This is a genomic window from Lewinellaceae bacterium, from assembly GCA_020636105.1.
In the GTDB taxonomy this organism is placed as follows: Bacteria; Bacteroidota; Bacteroidia; order Chitinophagales; family Saprospiraceae; genus BCD1.
Genome location: JACJYL010000002.1, coordinates 541677 through 565010, shown reverse-complemented (window position 1 = coordinate 565010; position 23334 = coordinate 541677). Strand labels below are relative to the sequence as shown.

Below are 23334 nucleotides of genomic sequence, written 5' to 3'. Positions count from 1 at the left end.
TCGAGTAAGAATTTCTATCATAAAATACAACTGAAAAATTATGGAATTCGCCTTACCTGATTTCGGCAGTGGAGCCGTCTGGATGAGTTTGCTGACGCTTACCTTTCTGGAGATTGTACTCGGTATCGATAATATCATTTTCATTTCGATTGCCACCAACAAACTGGACGAAGCCGATCGCCCCAGGGCTTCCAATATAGGTTTGGTGTTGGCCATGGTGTTGCGTATTGCCTTGTTGTTCGGTATTTCCTGGCTGGTGGCCATGGAAACTCCCTGGATCAGTTTTGACCGTTCCTGGATTCATGCTGCCTTTTCCGGGCAAAGCCTGATTCTGATTGCCGGAGGCATATTCCTTCTGTATAAAAGTACTACCGAAATTCATCATAAACTGGAAGCACACGATGAGCCGGGTGCTGAAACTACTCCCAGGAAAAAATCAGGCGTGGCACAGGTCATTCTGGAATTGGTGGTCATCAATATCGTTTTTTCTTTTGATTCCATCCTTACCGCAGTGGGCATGACCAACGGGTTAGCGGGAGCGCTGCTCATCATGATCATTGCAGTGGTCCTTTCTGTGGGTATTATGATGCTTTTTGCCGTAACGGTTGCCAATTTTGTAAACCGTCACCCTTCCATTCAAATGTTGGGTCTTTCTTTCCTGATCCTGATAGGATTTACCCTGATTGCTGAAGGAGCCCACCTGGCTGACCTGGATGTTTTCGGAGGGCATGTAGGAAGTGTACCCAAAGGATATCTTTATTTTGCCATTACCTTTTCCTTGTTTGTGGAATTCCTAAATATGCGATTCCGTAAGAAACGTCTGGATCCCATTCAGCTGCATGGCGCAACAGAAGATGCCATTCAGCAGGGACTGATGGAGAAATAATAAAAAGACTGAATCCGTCCATAAAAGGATATAGGTTGGGGGTTGTGGGGTGCGGAATAACCCGTAACCCCCAACTTTTTTTTACAATAATCGTTTCCCACTTTATCACTACCTTTACTAATGATTGGAAACAAAAAAAGCTGTTTATGCAAGAATCGACCACCTTTTACGACAAACCCTTTAACCCGGTGCGGTTGCTCCTGATCGTTGGGGCGGGATATCTTATAATGGCTGTTGGGTCAAAATTGCTCGAATGGACTCATATGATTGAACCCTCGGTCAAATTTCCCTATATGGCCGGCGGGGCTTCGCTTTTCATCTTTGCCATGTTCGGAAGTTTGTTCATCGTAAAGGCCGAAAATGTGTCAAAATATCTTGGCCGCGTCATTTACTGCTATTTGGGGCTCGGCACCACAACAATCCTGGTCTCCTGGCTGTTAACTTCCAAAACCATTGGTGAGGTAGGGACTTTCAAATGGATTTACCTCGTACTCACCGTTGGTTTTATGATATTTCTCGGCATTATGTCTTTTGTCAGAAACATCGTAGAATATGCAGAAAAAGAAGAATGGCATCACCCCAGGCAGCGTAAAAGATAAAAAGTGTAAAGTGGCCTTGGCCTTGCCGGATTCATCATTTATTAAAATAATAACATCATGAACAACAGGATTTTAAACCCGGTACTGGCTCTCGTTTTTATTTTTTTATTGCCTGCCTGTAACCACGCCCAGCAGGAATCCCTTCAATCGACTTCAACCGTTCCTGAGTTAAAACAGGATACCGCTTCGGACCAGATTTTTCTCTCCATTACGGGAGATACCCTTTATCCGGTGGTGCAAACGGAAAAGGAATGGCGAGCCCAACTGACGGATGCGGAATTCAATGTTTTGCGCGAAGCCGGAACAGAACGCGCCTTCACCGGGGAGTTCTGGGATAACAAAAAGAAAGGTATTTATACTTGTGCTGCATGTGGTTTGCCATTATTTGATTCAGCCACAAAATTCAAGTCCGGTACCGGCTGGCCCAGTTATTATCAACCCATCAAAAAGGAAAATGTAAAAGAGATCGTCGATACCAGTTACGGAATGAGAAGGGTAGAAGTGGTTTGCGCACGTTGTGGCGGACACCTCGGCCATGTGTTTGAGGATGGTCCCAAACCAACAGGTTTGCGCTATTGCCTGAATTCTGTGTCGCTGGATTTTGTACCCAAGGAGAAATAGGTTTTTGCCAGGGGGGGGGATTTTATTGTCACCTTGTCAGGATCAGGATTTTCGGGATTTTGGATTTGCAGGATTGGTGGGCCAGGAGTTCGGAGCATTCTTGCATCCACCCTTGTCAGGATCAGGATTTTGAGGATTTTAGGATTTGCAGGATTGGATGCTAGGAGTCCTACGCATTCTCGCATTCACCCATTCTTCACCTCTCCCCTCAATCCTAGTTCCACTACCTCTAAATCTTTAATATTTCCAGCTTCCAGCGTAAAGCGAACAATCGTCCTCACGATGTGAAACCCATGGATTCCGCAAGCGCCCGGATTGATATGCAATAATCCAAGTTTTTTGTCGGGCATTACTTTAAGAATGTGTGAATGACCACAGATGAATAATTTCGGTGGATGGTTTTTTAATATTTCCCTCACCCTCACATTGTATCTCCCGGGATACCCTCCGATGTGGGTTAAGAAAACATCCACCCCTTCGCACACAAAGCGGTCATCTTCCGGGAACCTGCGGCGCATCAGGTGATCGTCAATATTGCCATAAACGGCTCGCAAGGGACGGAAAGCCTCCAGTTTGTCCACGACTTCCATATGGCCGATATCCCCGGCATGCCATATTTCATCGCATTGCTCAAAGTACTGGAACACTTTTTCATCCAAATATCCGTGGGTGTCTGATAATAAGCCGATTCTCATGTGCTGGTTGCTTGTTGCTTGTTGCTGGTTACTTGTTGCTGGTTACTTGTTGCTTGTTTCTTGTTTCTTGTTTCTTGTTTCTTGTTACTTGTTTCTCGTTGAATCTTCTTTTTTATTTCTTTGAGCCTGGTTACGCTGCGCTTGGGGCGGGCTCCTCCAGGGGTTCTTTAAATGGAAAAAACTATTTTTCCAAAATGTTTCCCTGAGGCCATCCTGTCCAGGGCTGCCTGACCGTCCCTGAGGCGATAAACGCTGTCCACCACAGGTTTGATTTTGTGTTGGGTGACAAAATGAAGCATATCTTCAAACTCCTGGTCAGTTCCCATGGAAGTGCCGAGCAGGGAAATTTGTTTCCAAAAAAGGATCTGCGGACTCAGGTTGTTGATGGCTCCTCGACTGCCGCCATAAAAACAGACCCTGGCGCCGGGGTTACAACATTTAACGAGTTGGGCAAAACCGTCTCCCCCTGCGCTGTCAATGATCACGTCAAAACCACCCGATATGGTTTTTATGGATTTGTCCCAGTTTTCTTCTTTGTAATTAACCCCGCCTTTCGCACCCATGGCGATGGCCCGGTCAATTTTTTCTGACGAGCCGGAAGTCACAAAAACATTGGCCCCGGCGGCCAGTGCAAATTGGCAGGCAAAAAGCGCTACGCCTCCTCCGACACCCGAAATGAGCACGTTTTCTCCTTTCCTGAGTTGTCCTTTAGTGAAAAGCGCCCGATAAGCGGTGAGCCCGGCTAAAGGAAGGGCCGCCGCCTCTTCCCAGCTTAAATGGGCTGGTTTGGGAAACAATTGTTTTCTTTCTACCTTAACCAATTCAGCAAAAGTGCCGTGGGCGGGCAGTCCGAGAATCTGGTAATTTTTTCCGGGGAAAGCAGGGGTTTCCCCCCAATTGATGGAAGGATTGATGATCACTTCTTCCTCGCCAGCCAAACCGGCACCGTCTGAACCCATGATAATGGGCGTGACAATATTCGGATACATGCCTTTGGTGATCCAAACATCCCGGTGGTTAAGTGCCGCCGCTTTTAATTCTACCAAAACCTCATTTTCGCCGGCTTCGGGTGTGTCAAAATGATCAAATGTTACCGCCTGATTGATTTCTTTTAAAATTAATGCTTTCATGTTCACAAAACTACCGGAGAATGTGCTGAATCACTAAAATTTTTGAACAAAATTTCAGATATTTACGATACCGGGAATAACCCCCGGAGGGCGCCCACCAAATAACTGCTGAAATTATGTCAAAACAAAAATACCAGGCTGATGTGCTTATCGCCGGCGGCGGCCTGGCAGGCATTACTACCGCACTGGAATTGCTGGATAGTGGAAAAAAAGTGATCCTCTTCGACCGGGATGAAGCCGATAAATTCGGCGGACTGGCCAACTGGTCATTTGGCGGTATGTTTTTTGTCAACAGCCCCGTTCAGCAAAAAGCCGGCATTAAAGATAATGTAGATCTCGCGACCAAAGACTGGTTTTCCTTCGCCGAATTCGGGGAAGAGGAATACTGGACCAAAGCCTGGGCGAGGCAATATGTAGAACTTTCTGACGGCTGGTCCTTCGAATGGCTGCGCAATCGCGGGATAAAGTATTTTCCGGTCGTACACTGGGTCGAAAGGGGATTGCTGCAGCCCGGAAACTCTGTGCCTCGTTTCCACCTCGTCTGGGGTACGGGATATGGGTTGACTCAGCAGTTGATTTTCCACCTGGAAAACCACCAGCACAAAGGAAACCTCAAACTCATGTTCAGACACCGCGTGACTAACCTGACGGTGCAAAATGGCAGGGTAGTGGGATTGAGTGGAAAGGATGAGCTGAGCAATGAAGATTTTGAAGCTACAGGTGACGCGGTGGTCGTAGCCAGCGGTGGCGTCAATGGCAGCATACAACGGGTAAAACAAAACTGGCCCCAACATTGGGGAAACCCTCCCGAAGAAATCCTCAATGGTTCCCACAAGTACGCCATCGGCGATATGCACGATGCGGTGAGTGCTCAAAAGGGGAATATTACCCATCTCGACAGGATGTGGAATTACGCAGCAGGGGTACAACACCCCAAACCGTTGTTCCCGAACCACGGACTCAGCCTGGTCCCCTGTAAATCGGCATTGTGGCTGAATCACAAGGGGGAAAGAATGGGGCCAATGCCTTTGATTACCGGTTACGATACCCGGTTCCTGGTAAAAAGGATTTGTGAAGAGCCTGTAAAATATTCCTGGCAGGTTATGAACAGGAAGATCGCCTACAAGGAATTTGCGATCTCCGGTTCCGAACACAATCCTGCGGTGAGGGATAAAAAGCTGTTTGCTTTTCTGAAAAACATTCTTTTGGGAAATAAGGCCCTGGTGGAGGAAATGCTGAACACTTGCCCCGATTTTATTGTGGCCAACTCCCTGGAAGAACTGACCGATAAGATCCACCAGGCTTCGCCGGAGCACCAGGAATTTTCCGGGACTTTGCTCCGGGAGTCTGTCCACACCTACGACCAGATGATCGACCGTGGCCAAAAATACCACAATGACGAACAGTTGCGTCGTATCGCTCATGCCCGTCAGTATCGTGGGGATAAGGTGAGAACCTGCAAATTTCAGAAGATCGTCGATGCAAAGGCCATGCCGCTGATTGCCATCAAACTCAGGATATTGTCGCGCAAAAGTTTAGGGGGGATTCAAACGGATCTGCAAAGCAGGGTACTGGACAATCATCCCGATCCACAAAAACAGCAGCCCATTCCGGGACTTTATGCGGTGGGGGAAGCCGCTGGATTCGGCGGCGGTGGAGTACATGGCAAACGGGCGCTTGAGGGAACTTTTCTCTCCGGATGTATCATTAATGCCCGGCTGGCAGCAGCGGATATTGTGAAAACGAAATGAAAGGATTGAACCCTTTCAGGGTTCGGAATTTAGGGTTTGTTGGCTCCGCCGATTTTATCGGCGGTTATGGAGATTGAACCACTTCGTGGTTTTGGGGTTGTGTAAAAAGTCTAGAAATCTTTTAAATCACATGATTATTCAATGTGTAAAAAGTCGTTTTTTCATGCTTTATATATTCCATTTTCCAAGATATTTTGGAAAAATTGAGTTTTTACACAACCCCGTTATGGAGATTGAACCATTTCGTGGTTTTGTCAAAGGGATGAGGATGAAATTATTTAATTTTTGTAAAAGATGTGTGGAACTCCATTTTGTGTAATTTAACAAAAAAACTGCCTTAATGATACAATGTAAGGAGATTAAAAACAGGTGTTATTAAATTAGTTTTTCTATTGATTTCTAATTGGAGAATGCCGCATGATTATTATAAAATTATGGATAAAATGGATAAGATTTTTCCAATAATGATGATGCTAGTTATTGGACTTAATGGATTATGGTACTGGGTTAAATCCACATTAAAACAAAACGGATATGAGGTTAGTTGGTTTTGGAATCACGTCAAAGATATACCAAACATGTGGAAACTTGCGAAAAATACCAACAACCCAACTCTGAGAACAAGATACTTTTTGATGGCAGTTGGATTACCAATTGGTACAATAATTTTTATAGCTTCATTTTTTATTATTGTTCCATCATTGATGCAATCAGACCCATGTGAAAATGCTAGATACTTTAAACAATCAGAATGGAGTGGAATTGTAGTAAAGAAATACCGAGATACCCCGAATCACAATTACAAAACAATTGAAATTCAATATGATAATAAGATTGAGAAAATTCAAAATTGGGTAATATTCCAAAATGGAAACTTTGAATTAATCGAGATAGGCGACTTGATATCAAAACGAACAGGTGAAAATAATGTAAGACTTTATAAAAATGGAAGTGAAACATTTTTGGAAGTGGATTATGGATGTAATGAATAGAAAACACATACAGCATCCAGTCGTATGCAAATGCAGGACGGTATGGTAAATTGAAAATGAATGCAACAGATAAACATAGTAACGGTTTGACCGTTTTCGCTCCAAAACCCGTATTGCGCATGCAACAATCGTTAATGAAAAGTATAAAAAGAAAAGCAATCACCCCTAAATCAATATCCACCATTCAATAAAAGAATTGAAAAAAAGAACCTGCCTTTGCCGTCAGACAGGCGCCGATTTTGGAAGTTTCTCTTTTTACTTTTGTTAGAAAGTACCCATTATCCCAAAGGGATAAAATTTGAATAACTTCCGATGAAATCGGAAGACTGAAAACGAAAATAAGAGAACCCTGAAAGGGTTCAATGTATTTTTACAAAGACCAATCTAAATAGACTTATAATGAAAAAAACAGGATCCTTTCTCACGGTTTATGCATTGGAACAGATCGGGGTGAAATATACTTTTGGCATTCCCGGTGTACACAATACCGAGATTTACGATGAACTCAATAATTCCTCTATTATTGAACCTGTTCTGGTGACTCATGAGGGCGGAGCAAGTTTTATGGCCGACGGTATTTCACGGACCACTGATTCCATCGGTACAGTGGTGATCGTGCCTGCTGCCGGAACCACGCATGCCATGAGCGGGATAGGAGAGGCTTTCCTCGATGGAATTCCCATGATGGTCATTTCCGGGGGCACACGCAGGGATACCGGGAAACACTACCAGCTACACCAACTGGACCTTGGGGAATTGGTAGGTGCCATTGTCAAACAATATTACCTGGTAGAAAAGCACGAAGACATCATCCCTACTATTTACAAGGCCTATGAAATGGCTATTAGCGGGGAGCCGGGTCCTGTGTTCATAGAAATACCTGTTGAGCTCCAGCTTTTTAGAGGAGAAGTGGATGGGCTGCCGGAATACCATCCTGTGCAAGCAGAAAAAACATGGTCCGATGAACAGATTAAAGAAGCGGCCAGGTTGTTGAATGAAGCTAAAAAACCAGGCATTTATGTCGGTTGGGGTGGATTGGGATCGTTGGAAGAACTGGAAAAACTGGCAGAAAGATTAAACGCTCCGGTGTCTACCACTTTTTCAGGGTTAAGTGCATTTCGCGCTATTCACCCGATGCATACGGGCGTAGGGTTTGGCGCTTCAGCCTTGCCGGCGGCAAGGAAAGCTTTTGTCGATTGTGATTGTCTGCTGGCCATAGGTGTTAGGTTTTCTGAACTGGCCACAGGCAGCTATGGCATGAATGTGCCAGAACAGCTTATCCATATTGACATCAATCCCCAGGTTTTTCATAAAAACTACCCGGCTACTTTATCCATTGAAGGAGATGCCCATGCTATTTTAACGGCACTCGAAAAAGAGTTTGAAGAAGAAAGTGTCCAGGCTCATAACGACAATGATGCTTTGAAGCAAATGATCGCTTCTGAAAAAGAAGCCTACCGCGCCACCTGGATGAAGGCCCCCCAGGACGATATGGTTTCTCCCGGATTTTTCTTTCAGTCCTTGCGGCAACAAATGCCTGATGATGTACTGATGGTGGTGGATGACGGTAAACATACCTTCCTGACGGCAGAATTATTCCCTGTGCATACGGCCGGACATCTCATTTCTCCCACCGATTTTAATTGTATGGGTTATGCCATTCCAGCTTCCATCGGGGCTAAATTCGGGAACCCGGATAAGACAGTGGTGACCATCGTAGGCGACGGAGCTTTCCAGATGACATGTATGGAATTGATCACCGCCACGACCTATGGATTAGGCATTATCGTTTTTGTTTTCCATGACGGGGAATTGGGGCAAATATCACAGTTCCAGAAAATTCCGCTCAACAGAAAGACGTGCACCACTTTGGGCGATTTGAAAGTCGAAGGAGTCGCCATCGCCACGGGAGCCCGTTACCTGGCGATGAACAATGACAATGAGATTGATGAGGTCATAAAAAAAGCCAAACAACTGGCGACGGAAAATGTGCCGGTCATCGTGGATGTGAAGATAGATTATACCCAAAAGACAATGCTCACCAAAGGAGTGGTCAAAACCAACCTGAGGAGATTTCCGCTGGCAGAGAAAATACGATTTATCGGCCGTGCGGTGAAGCGGAATGTTTTGGGGTAGATTAAGAGCGTATTTTATGTTTAGTAAAGTGGACAATAAAAAAAGGTTGACCTTTTGGCAATAACACTTACCTGATCTCAATAGCTGTGATCAGTTCCTCTCCCAATTCATCATTCAGATTGCGGAGGATTTTTTCTTTCCCGTAGGACAACTCCTGCTTGAGGGCAGCGGAATTAATGGTGACGTAAAGTTTGTTTTTCCTGACTTTGATCTCTGTCGTGTATTGGGCTATGGTAGGTCCCATCACAGTGCCCCAGCATTTGTTGACTTTGACCTGGGTGAGGCGGGAACGCATACGGTAATGGTCAACCATTTGTAATAGGGCGTGTTTCAGGCTTTGTTCGTCTGCATGTGTCATAATAAGGATTGGTTTTGTTTATAAGTAATATTGCTTGTTTAGTATGCAGCTTTCAGTGCCAGTTGGCCGATTTTTATCCGGGGTATTAAGGTTGTGTTGCTTATTTCAAACTTTCGCGGTCAACTTTTTAACCTTACAAAAAGGGAAAACCTAAATCGGGGTCGCCGTACCCTTGGAAATATTGAATTTCCTGAAGTCGGCTCCAGTCTTTTCTATGATTTGTGTTACCCTGTTGGGGTGCGTATCAGTAATGAATATCTGCCCAAAGTCCTGCCTGATGAGTAATTGAAGCAGGAATTTTACTCTTTGGCTATCCAATTTATCAAAAATATCATCGAGAAGTAATAAAGGAGGTTTCTTTTTTTCAAATTTTAACATTTGGTACTGGGCAATTTTGAGGGCAAGGGTAAAAGTTTTTAACTGTCCCTGGGAAGCAAAACGCTTGAGAGCGTTGCCCGAAAGGGTAAAAATCAGGTCGTCGCGATGGATGCCTGCAGTGGTTCTTTGGAGGATACGGTCTTTTTCGCTGGTTCGGTCTAAAAGGAGCTCGAAGGCCATTTCATTGAGCTGGGATTTGTATTCGCAATCTACCTCTTCCGAATTTCCGGAAATTTCCAGGTGAACCCCTCGCAGGATGGGGATGAAATGTTGAAGAAAAGTTTGTCTTTGCTCGTGAATATAACGTGCGGGTTCCAGCAGTTGCCGGTTGTAGATGTCGAGAAGATTCCTGTTGTATCCCCCTTTTTCAGCAAATTGTTTCAGGGCGGCATTCCGTTGCCTGATGATTTTATTGTACAGAATAAGGTCATCAAGATACTTTTTGTTCAATTGAGAAAGGGTGTTGTCGATCAATCGACGCCTGGTTTCGCTGCCTTCTGAAATGATGTCCGTATCGTCAGGGGTAATGATGACGACCGGAAGAAAACCGATATGATCAGAAAATTTCAGGTAAGGATTATCATTTATTTCCAACTCCTTCTTTTTGCCAGGGATTACCTTGGCCACGATCTTTTCTTTTTTGCCTTCCACCTCGAACCGGCCTTCCAGCCTGAAAAAATCCTCTCCGAGCCTGGCGATATTTTTGTCGGAAACCAGAAAGTAACTTTTGCTCATGCACAAATAATAAATGGCATCAAGGATATTGGTTTTTCCCATGCCATTATTGCCCGTGAAGCAGTTGATGGCAGGGGACAAATCGAATTCCTGGTAAGGGTAATTCTTGAAGTTGGTCAGTATGAGCTTGGATAGATACAAAGCATCTGTTTTTGCAAAATTATGATTTTGGGGTAATTTTTTTAATAACTTAATGAAAAGCTTTTACTTTGCATCGGATTTGAACAAGAGTATGGTGTAAAGGTGTTATTTAAAGTGGAAATACTCTTTTTTTTTTACCCTTATTCAAGAACATTCAGTATAAAAGATAAAAATGGCAAAAAAAACATCGACCAAAACAGCGACAAAATCCAAATACTCAAAGGAGCAAAATCTTAAATGGTATGAATTAATGTTGCGGGTGCGCCGTTTCGAGGAAAGCGCACTGATGGCTTACGGCCAGCAAAAAATTCGCGGATTCTGTCATGTTTATATTGGACAGGAAGCCCTTGCTGCCGGCATAGAAACGGCGATCACCAAAGATGACGGCGTCATCACAGGTTACCGTCAGCATGGAACGGCTATTGCAAGAGGGATTACACCCCGGGAAGCTATGGCAGAACTCTATGGAAAAAGTACCGGGATTGTAAAGGGCAAAGGAGGATCAATGCACTTTTTCTCTGCTGAACACAAATATTTTGGCGGCAACGGCATTGTAGGAGCGCAAATCGGTATTGGAACCGGTATTGCTTTTGCCGAACAGTACAAAGGAACCAAAAATTTATGCGTAACCATGTTCGGAGACGGTGCGGCGCGCCAGGGTATTTTACACGAGTCTTTCAATATGGCCATGACCTGGAAATTGCCTGTACTCTACATTTGTGAAAACAACGGTTATGCGATGGGAACTTCCGTAAAGCGCACCAGTAATGTGACAGAGATTTACAAACTGGGAGAAGCTTATGATATCCCAAGTGAGCCGGTGGATGGCATGGATCAGGAAGCGGTGTATGAAGCCGTTCAGAAAGCTGCGGAATATATTCGCTCAGGCAAAGGACCTTACTTCCTGGAAATCAGGACTTACCGTTACAAAGGACACTCCGTTTCCGACCCGGCGAAATATCGCACCAAGGAAGAAGTAGAGTCTTACAAGGACAGGGATCCTGTTAAGGTGATGGAATTGAAACTTTTAAAGGAAAAGATCGCCACGGAAAAGGAAATCCTCGAGATCAAGCAAAGGATCAAGGAAGAAATTGAGGATGCGGTAAAATTTGCGGAAGAATCCCCTTATCCGGATGGGGCTGATTTGTACACAGATAATTACGTTCAGCAGGACTATCCGTTTATTACATGATGCCTGTGGCTTCCGGGACGAATGGGATTACAAAAAACCTTTTATTAAAAGTACTTAGTTTAGTAAAAAACATTTACTTTTGCGGGGCTTTTTTAAATATTACCTAATTTATACATAATGGCAAGAAGATTAAAAAATAAAAAAAAGGACGACGCAACGCTGGTTGATATTGTTGAGGTGAGAGCAACAGCGGGGGATTTTTTCGAAGATAATAAGAATATCATCATTGGTGTGGTAGTGGGAGCTATCGTATTATTTGGTGGTTGGTTTGGTTACAGACACCTGTACCAAATGCCAAAACAAGCTGAAGCTGTAGAGCAAATGTTTATGGCTCAACAACAATTTGAGCGAGATTCATTTGCATTATCCCTGACCAACCCGGGAGGAGGATACAGTGGTTTTCTTGACATCATTGATAATTATGGCGGTACGCCAGCGGCAAATATGTCGCTCTATTATGCAGGGATTGCCTATTTGAATTTGGGTAAATTTGAAGCAGCACTCGATTACCTAAAGGATTATAACCCTAAAGGTGACGTCACTCCGGTGATGAAATTTGGCGCCATGGGCGATGCTTATTCCGAATTGCTGGATATGGACAATGCGCTTAAATTTTACAAAAAAGCCATCAATACCAGCAGTAATGATTTCCTCACCGCTTATTACCTTAAAAAATTGGGTATGCTGAACGAGCAGCAGGGGAATATCCAGGAAGCTTTATCCGCTTACGAAAGAATCAAAAAAGAATTTCCTAAAACACCTTATGGTGCCGATATTGATAAGTTTATCATTCGCGCAAACGGTAAAAAAGGATAATAAGACTATTAAAAACGCCAAGCAGTGAAAGAATAGTCGGACAGCGGGTTTTTATGCCTAAAAAAAGGTAAGGTCTTCAACAAGGTCTTACCTTTTTTTGTTAATCTAACATCCTTCCGTTTTCCAGACCTCCGGGGGGGAAACCTCGGAGGTCCGGAAAAACTAAAAACAATCAACATGGCAAGTGCATTAAAAAATTTATCGTCTTATGACGAAAGCAGTATTCCTGATATTTCCAACATGAAGTTTGGTATTGTGGTGGCCGACTGGCACGCCGAAATAACCCATGCGCTTTATCAGGGGTGTTTTGACACGCTTGTAAAACACGGTGCGCCGGAGGGAAATATTACGACCCTGCAGGTCCCTGGCGCTTTTGAATTGCCGACCGGAGCTAAAATACTGGCTTCAAGCCAAAAACTGGATGCCGTTATTTGTATTGGCTGTGTCATCCAGGGAGAAACCAGGCACAATGATTATATCAATAATGCCGTAGCGATGGGATTGATGACGCTGAGTGTTGCTTCCGGAATGCCCTGTATCTACGGGGTGTTGACGCCTAATGATGAGCAACAGGCAAAAGACAGGTCTGGAGGTAAATACGGCAATAAAGGAACCGAAGCAGCCGTTACGGCCATTCGCATGGCTTCTTTGAAAGGGGAGCTTTCGGGAGCTAAAACTAAAATGGGTTTTTAGGAAATTTCGTTACCGTACACTTTTTTGTGTCACGCTGATTTTCGCTGATCATTTTCGGTTATTTTGTCTTGTTTTGCCGACTAAAGTACGGAATGTTATTTCATTCCATCTGCGTTTATCTGCGTTTTCTGCGAGAACCTAACATGATTTTCCAGGGCTTTTTACAAAAGTGTACGGTAGGGAATAGGAAATTACGAAAACAAGAGTTTAAAGATATATTAAAAAAATTCCGGTAAGTACGCATAGATTGCTCTGTACACATCGCGCCTTCTTTGCGTCCATGGCGGTTAAATGCTTAATTCATGCGCGTACATATCATAGAAACAGGCTTTTTTAAACTGGACGGCGGAGCCATGTTTGGCGTCGTACCCAAAAAATTATGGCAGCGGATCAACCCACCTGATGAGGGTAATTTATGTACCTGGTCGCTGCGATGTTTGCTTGTCGAAACAGGGGACCGCAAAATCCTGATCGACACCGGCATGGGAGACAAGCAGGATGCTAAATTCCGTTCTCACTTTCATCCTCATGGTGAACATACGCTTTTGCGGAGCCTGAACCAAAAGGGATTTGCTCCCGAAGATATTACGGATGTTTTGCTCACCCATTTACACTTTGATCATGTCGGTGGAGCGGTGAAAAAGGATGAGAATGATCACCTGGTTCCTACTTTTCCTCATGCCACTTACTGGTCTAACCAAAAACATTACGACTGGGCGTTCACTCCTAATCCCAGGGAAAGTGCCTCCTTCCTCAAAGAAAATTTCGTTCCATTGCAGGAGGCCGGTGTGCTGAAATATATAGATGTAACGGAGGAAGATACCGAATGGATTCCCGGTATTGATATTCGGTTTGTTTACGGGCACACGGAGGCTATGATGCTGCCCATTTTGAAAGGAAAAAATAAAACCCTGGTGTATTGTGCCGACCTGCTGCCTTCTTCAGGCCACCTGGGGGCTCCTTATGTGATGAGTTATGACCTTAGACCACTGGAAACCATTAAAGAAAAAGACCAATTGCTAACGGAAGCATTGGCCAATGATGATTATTTGTTTTTTGAACATGACCCCACAGTATCCTGTATTACGGTTTCCCGAAGTGATAGAGGAAAAGTGGAAATTGGGGAGCAGGTGGATATTGACGGGAAAGAATTGTAATGGAATTAACCATCCCGAATTTTACCTGATTAGATGAAATTCGGGATGTTCCATGTTACGGCAAAAAACCTACACCTTAAATAAATTCCAGGGCGTGTCAATGGGGTGATCGGCAGTGTAGGATAGTTTATTTTGCGGGTTTAAAGGATCCGGGAAAGAGAGTGTCCTGGCATGAAGACAGATGGACAGTGGTTTGTACTTCTTTTTGGATCCATATTTTTCATCCCCGATGATGGGGCACCCGATGAAGGATAATTGTGCCCGGATCTGATGGTATTTTCCCCCCTCAGGACTCACTTCTAGGAGATAAAATCCATCTTTTTGATCAATTATTTTGTAACGCAGGCTACAGGGTTTGCTGTCCTTTCTTTTTGTAGGGAATATTTCCGCTCGTTTATTCTGCTGATCTTTTATTAAAAAATGTTTAAGCGTTCCCGAGGCTTCAGGTGGTTTTTGTCCGACGATGGTCCAATAGTTTTTTTGTACCTGCTTGTGCTCAAAGGAGGCATTGATTTGCTTTAAAATGCTTTTCTTTTTGGCGAAGACCATCACGCCGCTCGTCACCCGGTCCAGCCGGTGAACCACGCCGACAAAAGCTTTTCTTTTGCTTTTGGAAATATAATCCAGCACTAAGGATTCAACATTAACCGGTTCAAAGGGATTCACCTCCGTGATCAGCCCGGCAGGTTTATTGATGATGATGAAATCACCGTTTTCAAATAGGATTTCTAATTCTTTCATAAGTTTTTTATTTTCTTCCTGACGAACTTCCCTGGCTTACACCACTTCCGCAACCGTAAAAACACTGCCTCCCACAAAAATAAGATCATCCGGATCGGCTGCTCTTTTAGCCGCCCTCAGTGCATTTTTAACAGAAGTGTAGGTTCTTCCATGCAATTGGTGGTTAAGGGCCGTCTTTTGAAGCAATTGGGCATCCAGCCCCCTGGGGATGTCTGCTTTTGCGAAGTAATAACGTGCATTTTTCGGGAAAAAGGACAAAGGTTTGTCTATATTTTTATCATTGACAAATCCCAGCACACAATGCAGGGTGGAATAGTCTAATTGCTTCAATTGTCCGATGGTCATTTCGAGGCCGCCTTCATTGTGGGCGCTGTCACATAAAATCGTCGGATTTTGCTGCAACACCTGCCATCTTCCAATATAACGGGTCAGTTTTTTGAGATTAAACAATCCTGTTCTTACATTATCTTCTGTAAAATGATATTGCGGGTGGTACTGTTCAAGAACGGAGAGGCTTTCCAAAACAGTCAGCAGGTTCTTTCGTTGGAAAGGGCCGTGCATATTTACTTTCAGATCATTCAAATACGGTTTTTCATTTTTCCAGATGTCATAATTCGTAAATTCCAGGGTTTGCTCTTTTTCTTTAAGTTTATGGGTTTGATCGGCAAAAGAGATGGGCGCATTATTCTCCCGGGCAACGCGTTCAAAAACAGGTTGTGTTTCCGGTTGTGTTTCCCCGATGACTACCGGGGTATTTTTTTTGATGATGCCTGCTTTTTCGCCCGCAATTTCCGGAAGCGTTTCTCCGAGGAAATTTTGGTGATCATAACTGATATTGGTAATGATGCTCAAAAGCGGATGCAGGATATTGGTGGAGTCCAGCCGACCGCCAAGACCGGTTTCTATGATGGCAATATCCACTTTTTGAGCGGCAAAATAAGCGAAGGCCATGGCTACGGTGATTTCAAAAAAGGAGGGTTTGATGGTTGTAAATAAAGATTTGTTTTGGGCAACGAAATCTATTACAAAACGCCTGGAAACATATTGGCCGTTTATCCGGATGCGTTCCCTGAAATCTTTATAATGTGGAGAAACATAAAGCCCTGTTTTATACCCGTGGGCCTGGAAGATGGCGGAAAGTGCGAAGGCGGTAGATCCTTTGCCGTTGGTGCCGGCAATATGTATGGAAGGGAATTTTTCTTGGGGATACCCGAGTGCTTCGGCCAGTTTAATGATATTAGTCAGATCCTTTTTAAAGGCCTTGGGCCCGATCCGTTGGAACATCGGGAGTTGGGTGAATAAATATTCAAGGGTTTGCTCGTACTGATTTTTCATTAAATGTAAACGCTGCAGTTTGATTATCTTCAATGGCCTGGTAAGCGGAAACCTCGAATTTTTTTTCGGGAGTCTCGGCTTTACTACGGATCAAAGGTAAAACAGAAAGCAGAATTAACATGAGTTGTCCAAAAAAATATATCCGGGATTTCATAATTCTAATTTTTGGAGTAAATAAAGGTTTTCCTGTGCGGATAAGTTGCGTTGAGCAGCTTATCCGCATCCAATCGGAAAATAAAAGGTATTGAAAAAAAACGAGTAACCAGCAGCCAGATTTTACTGCACCTTAAAATTATAGGTTATCGTTCCGCACTGTTTATCAGGTCCGCCTTTGGAAAATTTCCACTGGTTGGCATTTTTTATCGCGGCATTTTTGAGGTTAATGTCCCCGGTGGTAGAGCCTTTTTGAGTGTAAGTAGCACTGACTACGTTTCCCTCACTATCGACACATACGTTTAGGACCACTATACCTGACGCCTGGGAATTTTCTTTAACGGGGGGCGAATTTACCCGTCCTCTTGAGCCAAGTCCTCCACCAACGGTACCGGATCCGGTGCTTACACCGGTTAAAATATCGGAATTAGGATCTCCTCCCGGATCTCCCTGGTTGCCGTCTTTTCCTGTATTGCCCTTGCCTTTTCCGAGTCCTCCAAGGCCCAGGCCTTCTTTTAACTTGTCGGCTTCAGCTTTGGCTTTGGCTTCGGCATCAGCTTTGGCTTTGGCTTCGGCATCAGCTTTGGCTTTTGCCTCGGCGTCGGCTTTAGCTTTTGCCTCGGCGGCTGCCTGGGCTTTCTTTTTAGCCTCGGCATCTTTTTCCTGCTGGGCTTTGGCGTCTTGTTCCTTTTTCTTTTTTAAGGCTATAGCGTCAGGATCTTCTGTAGTGACAATTTTCTTTTCAACGGGTTCCGGGTCAGGCTTGGTTTTCTCTACCACTTCTTCCGGTTGTACCTCATCCGGCTGATTTTCCTCGACGACAGCTTCTTCCTGCTGGGATTCCGACGCAGCAGCGGCATTTTCGTCTCCCTCACCCACATCAGGAATGCCAAGATTTACCAGAATACCTTCCTGTCCCGGAGGAGGATCCTCATAACGGGTAAGGGGCAAAAGGGCCAGCAGGATCAAACCAATATGTACAAAGATACTAGTTCGTAACCCGCGTTTCTTATCTTCTTTTTCTTTTGGTGTGATTATGGTATCCATCTGAGTATTTTCTCATTAAGAACGTAAAAATTATTGTTAGTAACCTGCCTGCCTATACAATTATGATAGTTTTAACCATAAAGGGCAAATCATTTTAATATTTTGATTTTTTTTTAACAAATGTTAAAGGTAAATCAAAATGGTTGCCCAGGTAGATAATGCGTTGTTTCCCTTTTTTGATCCCTATTCTTCCGCGGAATAGATGCCGTTGATGTTCAGGCGCATAACGATATCCATAACCGCCACTACGTATTCAACGGGAGTATCTTTGTCCGGCGCAAGAATTACATCCAGTTTTGGGGATGCCTTCCGGGCCTTACTCGCCAGCACGCTTTCCATCATATCGAGGGTAATGCTTTTTCCGTTGAGATAATAATCGCCGTTGCGCATCATCCTGATTTTATCCATTTTGGAAGTGGTGACCACCTTTGTTTTGGAAGTCCCCGGTAATTTCAGGTTTAATCCGTTAGGAGCAACCAGAGAGGAAGTCAGCATGAAGAAGATCAGCAACAAAAAGATGATATCCGTCAAAGAGGACATGCTGAAAGCGGCACTAACTTTATTTCTTTTTTTAATTCCCATTTTTCATAACAATTTCAATCCTTAATCCCCTAAAAACTTAACTTTAACTTATTGTATTTAGTCTATAGCTATTGCGGATCAGGTTTTTGGTTGGGTAGCAATAATGGCCTTTACTTTAAGTATTCCCGCGATTTTCATCACTTTAACGACCTGGTCAAAGGAGGTGCCAACTTCTGCCACGATGGTAATGGATACTCCCTCCTGGTTATCCATGATCCGGATCTTTTGCCGCAGTACTTTTTCCAATGCCCGTTCATCCACCTCCACATTGTCGAGGATGAAGGTTCCGTCTGTCCTGATGGCCACATTGACCGAAGTCGGAGCCACTGTTTTGGAGTCCGATTGAGGCAGTTGGAATGGAGGCGTATTGGCCAGGGTTGAAGTCAACATGAAGAAGATCAACAACAGGAAAATAATGTCCGTCAACGACGACATACTGAATTCGGCACTTACTTTATTTCTTTTTTTGAGTCCCACGGTAATTTTTTTTCAAAAAAATAATCAACAATCCTCAATCTTCAAATTTAGATTACTACATCAGACCCTCCCGGAATCCTAGTATCATAATATCGTAGTATCATAATATCAAATCATCAAACCAATTCTAGGACGTTGGTTCCTGCAGTAAATCCATAAAATCAACGGTAGATCGTTCCATTTTGAAGACTACTTTTTCGACATTAGCCACGAGGATATTATAGCCAACAAAGGCTAAGATGCCGACAAAAAGCCCGAAAGCCGTGGTCAACAACGCCTGGTAAATCCCTCCGGCCAGTACACTTGGGGTAACGTTTTGTTCTGTTGCCATTTTCATAAAGGCGAGGATCATACCGGTAACCGTTCCGAAAAAGCCGATCATCGGGGCAGCCCCGGCGACGCTGGCCAGGGTGGAAAGGTTCTTTTCAAGTTTAAAGACCTCCAGGTTGCCCACATTTTCAATGGCGGCATCAATGTCACGCAGCGGTTTTCCAATGCGTCGGAGTCCTTTTTCCACCATTCGTGCGATAGGAGAGTCTGTCGACTGGCAAAGGGCAATAGCCCCTTGAATGTTTCCGGCAGATACATTGGCGCGGATGTTGTTCATGAAACTTTGATCAATGCGCGCTGCGCGCTTGATGGTCAGGTATCTTTCTACAAAAATGTAAACGCCGAGGATGGAGAGGAATAGTAATATCGCCATGATAATAATCCCCATGGCTCCACTTTGGATGATCGTATCCCAAAAGCTTTGAGTAGCCATATCTCTCTCGATATCGGCGGTCTGGAAAAGCAAAATTGTTTTGAAAAACATGAATCCTTGATTTATTAGATGTTTTTTAATATGCTGTAAAGAACGAATATAAAATGTACAAATTATAAAACCTGCCTAAAATTAAAAAAAATATTTTTGGGTCAGTGCAATAATTTCCAGATCATTTCTTTCAACAGATCACCTTCTGGTTTTCCTGTACTGTTATAACCCACTCCTTTTGATTTAAGGTCGTACGTTTTTAATATATCAATGACCTGTTCTGTTTTGATCAGGTTGAAATTCCTGGCCGCCAGGCGGAATTCTTTAAGGAACCAGGCGGAGCGCAGCTGTAAGGCCTGCAGCACTTCCTGTTCGGACAGGTTGCGCAGGAAATGGAGCATATAAACTTTACTAAAAAAGGTGTAAAGCGAGCTGATCACCATGGGCATTGGTCCTTTTTTGGGGTTGTCGGCAAAATAATTGACGATGCGGTTGGCTTTTAAGACATTACGTTCGGCAAGGGCACGCTGCAATTCGAAAATATTATAATCCTTACTGATGCCGATATAGGTTTCTATATTTGCCAGGGTCACTTCACTGCCGGGAGCCAGGTTTATGGCCAGTTTGTCCAGTTCATTGACAATTTTGGACAGATCGGTTCCCAGGTATTCGGCGATAATACCGGCGGCCTGGGCGGAGATGCTTAACTTTTTTTTGCCGAGGTATTTGATAATCCATTCAGGAACCTGGTTGTCATAAAGGGGGCTGGATTCAAAAACGACAGCCTTGGCTTTGAGCTTTTTGCCCAAAGTCGTACTCATATTCAGCTTTTTGTGTTTGTGGCAAATGACAAGGAGGGTAGAGGGCGTTGGGTGATCCACATAATTTTGCAATTCCTTGAGGCTCTTCATCTCCTGGGCCTCTTTGATAATGACCACCTGGTACTGAGACATCATCGGGTAGCGTCTCGCCTGGTCAATGACGGCAAGGTGATCGGAGTCTTTTCCATATAACATTACCTGGTTGAAGGCGCGCTCGCTTTCTGTGAGTACGCTTTTTTCAATCAAATCGGAAATGACATCAATGAAATAGGGTTCTGTTCCGTGAAGGAAATAAACCGGATGGTACTCTTTTTTCTTTATGCTGCCAACTATTTGTTCGAATGTCACCGTATAATTATAATTTTAATCTCCAAAAGTAGAACTTTGTTGCTTCAAAAAAAAATACCATGGGACGTAAATTAATACTGGTTACAAATGATGATGGCATTGCAGCCCCGGGGATACGCAATTTGGTGGAGGTCGCAAGGGAACTGGCAGATGTAGTGGTGGTGGCTCCTGACTCACCTCAATCGGGGAAAGGACATGCTGTGACCCTCTCTACTCCTCTTCGGCTCCATAAGGTGTCGGTTTTTTCGGACGTTGAAGCATGGGAATGTACGGGTACGCCTGTGGATTGCGTAAAACTGGCCATGGATGTTGTGCTCAAAAAAAGAAGACCTGATTTATGCGTTTCGGGGATTAACCACGGGTCCAATGCTTCGATAAACATCCTGTACTCAGGAACCGTTTCTGCAGCCATGGAAGCCTCTCTCGAAGGAACCACAGCGATTGGATTTTCTTTGCTCGATTACAGCTTTGATGCCAATTTTGATCCGGCAAAACCTTTTATTAAAACGCTGATACAGGATGCCCTGGATGGAAAGTTTGGTAAAGGGGCCTTGTTGAATGTCAATATTCCCAATTTGCCGGCTGAAGATTTAAAAGGAATAAAATATTGCCGGCAGGGCGATGCACGCTGGGAGGAAGAATTTGTGGAAGCTACTGACCCTCGTGGACAAAAATACTACTGGATGACCGGAAAATTTGTACACCGTGATAAGGAAGTTGGATCAGATATCGCCGCTTTGGAGGATGGATTTATTTCCGTGGTACCTTCCATGCACGATTTGACTAATTATGAATTACTGAAGCATTTGAATAACAATAAATAATGATAAAAAATAAGATCTGGTTCGGATTGGTGACGGGGTTGGTATTGCCTTTCGTTGGATATGCAGTTTTCCTTAGTATTTTTGACGCTTTGGAAGCTGCAGACCTGATCGGTGGAGCAAGCGATGTGTCTCCTCTTTTCCGGCAGCGTACCAGTGGCATTCTGGCCATTGCCCTCAACCTGATCCCGTTGAATATTTTCCAAAAAAGAAAATTCGATACGGCTACCCGTGGGTTGGTTTTGCCTACCATTGGATACGCCATTTTTTGGGTGTGGTACTTTTCTCATTATCTGTTCAGGTAGGCATGATGCAATGGAAAATTGAATGAAGGCTACATTGATTTCGGGAAATAAATGTTCATGGGCTCCTTTCGTCCTTGTGTTCTTATTTCCTTGTTCCCTTTGATTAAAAATTTACAATGCGGTATTACATCATAGCAGGGGAAGCTTCCGGCGATTTACACGCTTCCAATCTCATGAAAAGCCTGACGCGAAAAGATCCTGAAGCTCAGTTCAGATGCTGGGGCGGTGATCTTATGCAGGCAGCAGGAGGGGACTTGGTAAAACATTTCCGGGAACTCGCTTTTATGGGTTTTTGGGAGGTGGCCAAAAATATTCGTACCATTTTGCGGAATATGAAGTTTTGCAAATCCGATATCCTGCAATGGAAGCCCGATGTGATCATCCTGGTAGATTATCCGGGGTTCAACCTTCGCATTGCCAAATGGGCTAAATCGCACGGTATCTGCGTATTTTATTACATTTCGCCCCAGATTTGGGCCTGGAAAGAAAAAAGGGTACACGAGATCAGGGAGCATGTGAACCGCATGTATGTCATTCTGCCTTTTGAAAAGGATTTTTATAAAAAATATGATTATGAAGTTGATTTTGTAGGGCATCCCCTGTTGGATGTCATTTCAAATTATCGACAGGATCCGGATTTTCGGGTTAAAAATCAATTGGATGACCGACCTGTGATCGCGTTGCTGCCAGGCAGCAGGAAACAGGAAATCAATGCTATCTTGAGTGAGATGCTTAAGGTGGTGGTGGATTTTCCCGATCACCAATTCGTGGTGGCGGGGGCTCCATCGATACCCCCGGATATTTATGAGGCAATTATTGGAAAACGGCCGGTATCGGTGGTTTTCGCACAGACCTATGATTTATTGTCTGAAGCCAGGGCAGCCCTTGTTACTTCAGGGACTGCTACGCTTGAAACTGCTTTGTTTAATGTACCCCAGGTAGTCTGTTACCGGGGGAGTTATATTACCTATTATTTGATCAGGGCAATGATAAAGGTTCCCTATATCTCTTTGGTCAATCTCATCCTCAACCGGTCGTTTTTGAAAGAACTGATTCAGGGGGAATTCAACAGGAGTAACCTTCGCAAGGAACTTTCTTTTATTTTGGATAAAAAAAATGCAACCCTTATTCACGAATCTTACCATGAACTGAAAAAGATTCTGGGTGAAAATGGTGCCTCTGAAAAAGCTGCTGACCTGATGTATAAAGCGGCGACTATTTGCCGCCCCTCCAGTTAATTTTATGATCAGGATACTCTCTGTCAAAGAGAAACATCAGCACATCATGAGTGGTGACAATTCCTTTTAAAACATTATTGCTGTCAACGATAGGAATCCCGTGGAACATATTTTCAAGAAATACCTCGGCAGCGGTACCAATTTTATCCTCAGGCTCCAGTTTGGCGATCTTCTTTGTCATAAAAGAGCGGATACTATTGCCCTGGATTTTAGAAAAATCTTCATCTATTTTCACGAGGTCGTAAGAGGTTATAATACCTACCAGTTTGGTTTTTTCAACAACGGGTAAATGATGAATCCTATTGGTGAAAAGGATTTTTTTCACCTCATTAAACGTGGCATCCGGTGAAATCGTGATCACGTCTTTAGTCATAATCGAAGAGATGGGCTCATTCATCATAGTTGTAGGAATTTTACGTTTTGAAAGTTAAG

At 43.9% G+C, this 23334-nt stretch carries 25 protein-coding genes; 13 read left to right on the top strand and 12 right to left on the bottom strand.

The window, feature by feature from the left end; genetic code table 11:
- The first annotated feature begins 40 nt into the window (after positions 1-40).
- The 3 genes from H6571_19580 (at position 41) to msrB (ending at position 2106) form a co-directional block, all read left to right on the top strand.
- Positions 41-886 (top strand): TerC family protein, encoded by an 846-nt coding sequence (locus H6571_19580; GenBank protein ID MCB9325949.1) that lies wholly within the window; start codon positions 41-43, stop codon positions 884-886.
- 146 nt (positions 887-1032) lie between these two features.
- Complete coding sequence (locus H6571_19575; protein MCB9325948.1) at positions 1033-1485, top strand: hypothetical protein; 453 nt, start codon at positions 1033-1035, stop codon at positions 1483-1485.
- Positions 1486-1542: 57 nt separating this feature from the next.
- Positions 1543-2106, top strand: a complete 564-nt coding sequence (gene msrB / locus H6571_19570; protein MCB9325947.1) for a peptide-methionine (R)-S-oxide reductase MsrB — start codon at positions 1543-1545, stop codon at positions 2104-2106.
- Positions 2107-2291: 185 nt separating this feature from the next.
- On the opposite strand, the gene H6571_19565 is transcribed toward msrB, so the two are convergent.
- Together H6571_19565 and H6571_19560 are read right to left on the bottom strand one after the other, a co-directional pair.
- Positions 2292-2801 (bottom strand): metallophosphoesterase family protein, encoded by a 510-nt coding sequence (locus tag H6571_19565; GenBank protein ID MCB9325946.1) that lies wholly within the window; start codon positions 2799-2801, stop codon positions 2292-2294.
- Between the two features lie 167 nt (positions 2802-2968).
- The gene (locus H6571_19560; GenBank protein ID MCB9325945.1) at positions 2969-3931 is read right to left on the bottom strand and encodes a zinc-binding dehydrogenase; all 963 of its coding nucleotides are present in this window, start codon (positions 3929-3931) and stop codon (positions 2969-2971) included.
- 116 nt (positions 3932-4047) lie between these two features.
- Between H6571_19560 and H6571_19555 the strand changes: the two genes are divergently transcribed.
- The 3 genes from H6571_19555 to H6571_19545 all read left to right on the top strand — a co-directional run bounded on the left by H6571_19555 (position 4048) and on the right by H6571_19545 (position 8810).
- Complete coding sequence (locus H6571_19555) at positions 4048-5682, top strand: FAD-binding dehydrogenase (GenBank protein ID MCB9325944.1); 1635 nt, start codon at positions 4048-4050, stop codon at positions 5680-5682.
- Positions 5683-6125: 443 nt separating this feature from the next.
- Positions 6126-6674 carry a hypothetical protein gene (locus H6571_19550; GenBank protein MCB9325943.1) on the top strand — a complete coding sequence of 183 codons (549 nt, stop codon included), beginning with the start codon at positions 6126-6128 and terminating at the stop codon, positions 6672-6674.
- Between the two features lie 399 nt (positions 6675-7073).
- The gene (locus H6571_19545) at positions 7074-8810 is read left to right on the top strand and encodes a thiamine pyrophosphate-binding protein (protein ID MCB9325942.1); all 1737 of its coding nucleotides are present in this window, start codon (positions 7074-7076) and stop codon (positions 8808-8810) included.
- A gap of 67 nt (positions 8811-8877) precedes the next feature.
- Here H6571_19545 and H6571_19540 read toward each other — a convergent pair whose 3' ends face one another.
- Together H6571_19540 and recF are read right to left on the bottom strand one after the other, a co-directional pair.
- Positions 8878-9168, bottom strand: coding sequence for a DUF721 domain-containing protein (locus tag H6571_19540; GenBank protein MCB9325941.1), 291 nt, complete (start codon positions 9166-9168; stop codon positions 8878-8880).
- Between the two features lie 150 nt (positions 9169-9318).
- Entirely contained in the window at positions 9319-10422 is a 1104-nt protein-coding gene (gene recF, locus H6571_19535) for a DNA replication and repair protein RecF (GenBank protein ID MCB9325940.1), read from the bottom strand.
- Positions 10423-10594: 172 nt separating this feature from the next.
- On the opposite strand from recF, the gene pdhA reads away from it, so the two are divergent.
- From pdhA to H6571_19515, 4 genes are all read left to right on the top strand, one after another.
- On the top strand, positions 10595-11614 hold the full coding sequence (pdhA, locus tag H6571_19530) for a pyruvate dehydrogenase (acetyl-transferring) E1 component subunit alpha (GenBank protein MCB9325939.1): 1020 nt from the start codon (positions 10595-10597) through the stop codon (positions 11612-11614).
- Positions 11615-11731: 117 nt separating this feature from the next.
- Positions 11732-12430: a tetratricopeptide repeat protein gene (locus tag H6571_19525; GenBank protein MCB9325938.1), complete on the top strand. Its 699-nt coding sequence runs from the start codon at positions 11732-11734 to the stop codon at positions 12428-12430.
- 177 nt (positions 12431-12607) lie between these two features.
- Entirely contained in the window at positions 12608-13123 is a 516-nt protein-coding gene (locus H6571_19520; GenBank protein ID MCB9325937.1) for a 6,7-dimethyl-8-ribityllumazine synthase, read from the top strand.
- 302 nt (positions 13124-13425) lie between these two features.
- Positions 13426-14280: an MBL fold metallo-hydrolase gene (locus H6571_19515; protein ID MCB9325936.1), complete on the top strand. Its 855-nt coding sequence runs from the start codon at positions 13426-13428 to the stop codon at positions 14278-14280.
- Between the two features lie 69 nt (positions 14281-14349).
- On the opposite strand, the gene H6571_19510 is transcribed toward H6571_19515, so the two are convergent.
- The 7 genes from H6571_19510 to holA all read right to left on the bottom strand — a co-directional run bounded on the left by H6571_19510 (position 14350) and on the right by holA (position 20538).
- Positions 14350-15021, bottom strand: a complete 672-nt coding sequence (locus H6571_19510; GenBank protein ID MCB9325935.1) for an RNA pseudouridine synthase — start codon at positions 15019-15021, stop codon at positions 14350-14352.
- Positions 15022-15057: 36 nt separating this feature from the next.
- Complete coding sequence (locus H6571_19505; GenBank protein ID MCB9325934.1) at positions 15058-16356, bottom strand: bifunctional folylpolyglutamate synthase/dihydrofolate synthase; 1299 nt, start codon at positions 16354-16356, stop codon at positions 15058-15060.
- Between the two features lie 276 nt (positions 16357-16632).
- Positions 16633-17556, bottom strand: coding sequence for an energy transducer TonB (locus H6571_19500; protein MCB9325933.1), 924 nt, complete (start codon positions 17554-17556; stop codon positions 16633-16635).
- Between the two features lie 183 nt (positions 17557-17739).
- Positions 17740-18138 carry a biopolymer transporter ExbD gene (locus H6571_19495; protein ID MCB9325932.1) on the bottom strand — a complete coding sequence of 133 codons (399 nt, stop codon included), beginning with the start codon at positions 18136-18138 and terminating at the stop codon, positions 17740-17742.
- 78 nt (positions 18139-18216) lie between these two features.
- Positions 18217-18615 (bottom strand): biopolymer transporter ExbD, encoded by a 399-nt coding sequence (locus H6571_19490; GenBank protein ID MCB9325931.1) that lies wholly within the window; start codon positions 18613-18615, stop codon positions 18217-18219.
- A gap of 127 nt (positions 18616-18742) precedes the next feature.
- Positions 18743-19429: a MotA/TolQ/ExbB proton channel family protein gene (locus H6571_19485; GenBank protein ID MCB9325930.1), complete on the bottom strand. Its 687-nt coding sequence runs from the start codon at positions 19427-19429 to the stop codon at positions 18743-18745.
- Between the two features lie 101 nt (positions 19430-19530).
- On the bottom strand, positions 19531-20538 hold the full coding sequence (gene holA, locus H6571_19480) for a DNA polymerase III subunit delta (GenBank protein ID MCB9325929.1): 1008 nt from the start codon (positions 20536-20538) through the stop codon (positions 19531-19533).
- Positions 20539-20597: 59 nt separating this feature from the next.
- Between holA and surE the strand changes: the two genes are divergently transcribed.
- The 3 genes from surE to lpxB all read left to right on the top strand — a co-directional run bounded on the left by surE (position 20598) and on the right by lpxB (position 22902).
- The gene (gene surE / locus H6571_19475) at positions 20598-21362 is read left to right on the top strand and encodes a 5'/3'-nucleotidase SurE (protein ID MCB9325928.1); all 765 of its coding nucleotides are present in this window, start codon (positions 20598-20600) and stop codon (positions 21360-21362) included.
- Entirely contained in the window at positions 21362-21664 is a 303-nt protein-coding gene (locus tag H6571_19470; GenBank protein ID MCB9325927.1) for a hypothetical protein, read from the top strand. Before surE ends, H6571_19470 begins: the two co-directional genes overlap by 1 nt.
- Positions 21665-21780: 116 nt before the next feature.
- Positions 21781-22902, top strand: a complete 1122-nt coding sequence (lpxB, locus tag H6571_19465) for a lipid-A-disaccharide synthase (GenBank protein MCB9325926.1) — start codon at positions 21781-21783, stop codon at positions 22900-22902.
- On the opposite strand, the gene H6571_19460 is transcribed toward lpxB, so the two are convergent.
- On the bottom strand, positions 22880-23302 hold the full coding sequence (locus tag H6571_19460) for a CBS domain-containing protein (protein ID MCB9325925.1): 423 nt from the start codon (positions 23300-23302) through the stop codon (positions 22880-22882). The genes lpxB and H6571_19460 overlap by 23 nt on opposite strands.
- Positions 23303-23334 lie beyond the last annotated feature (32 nt).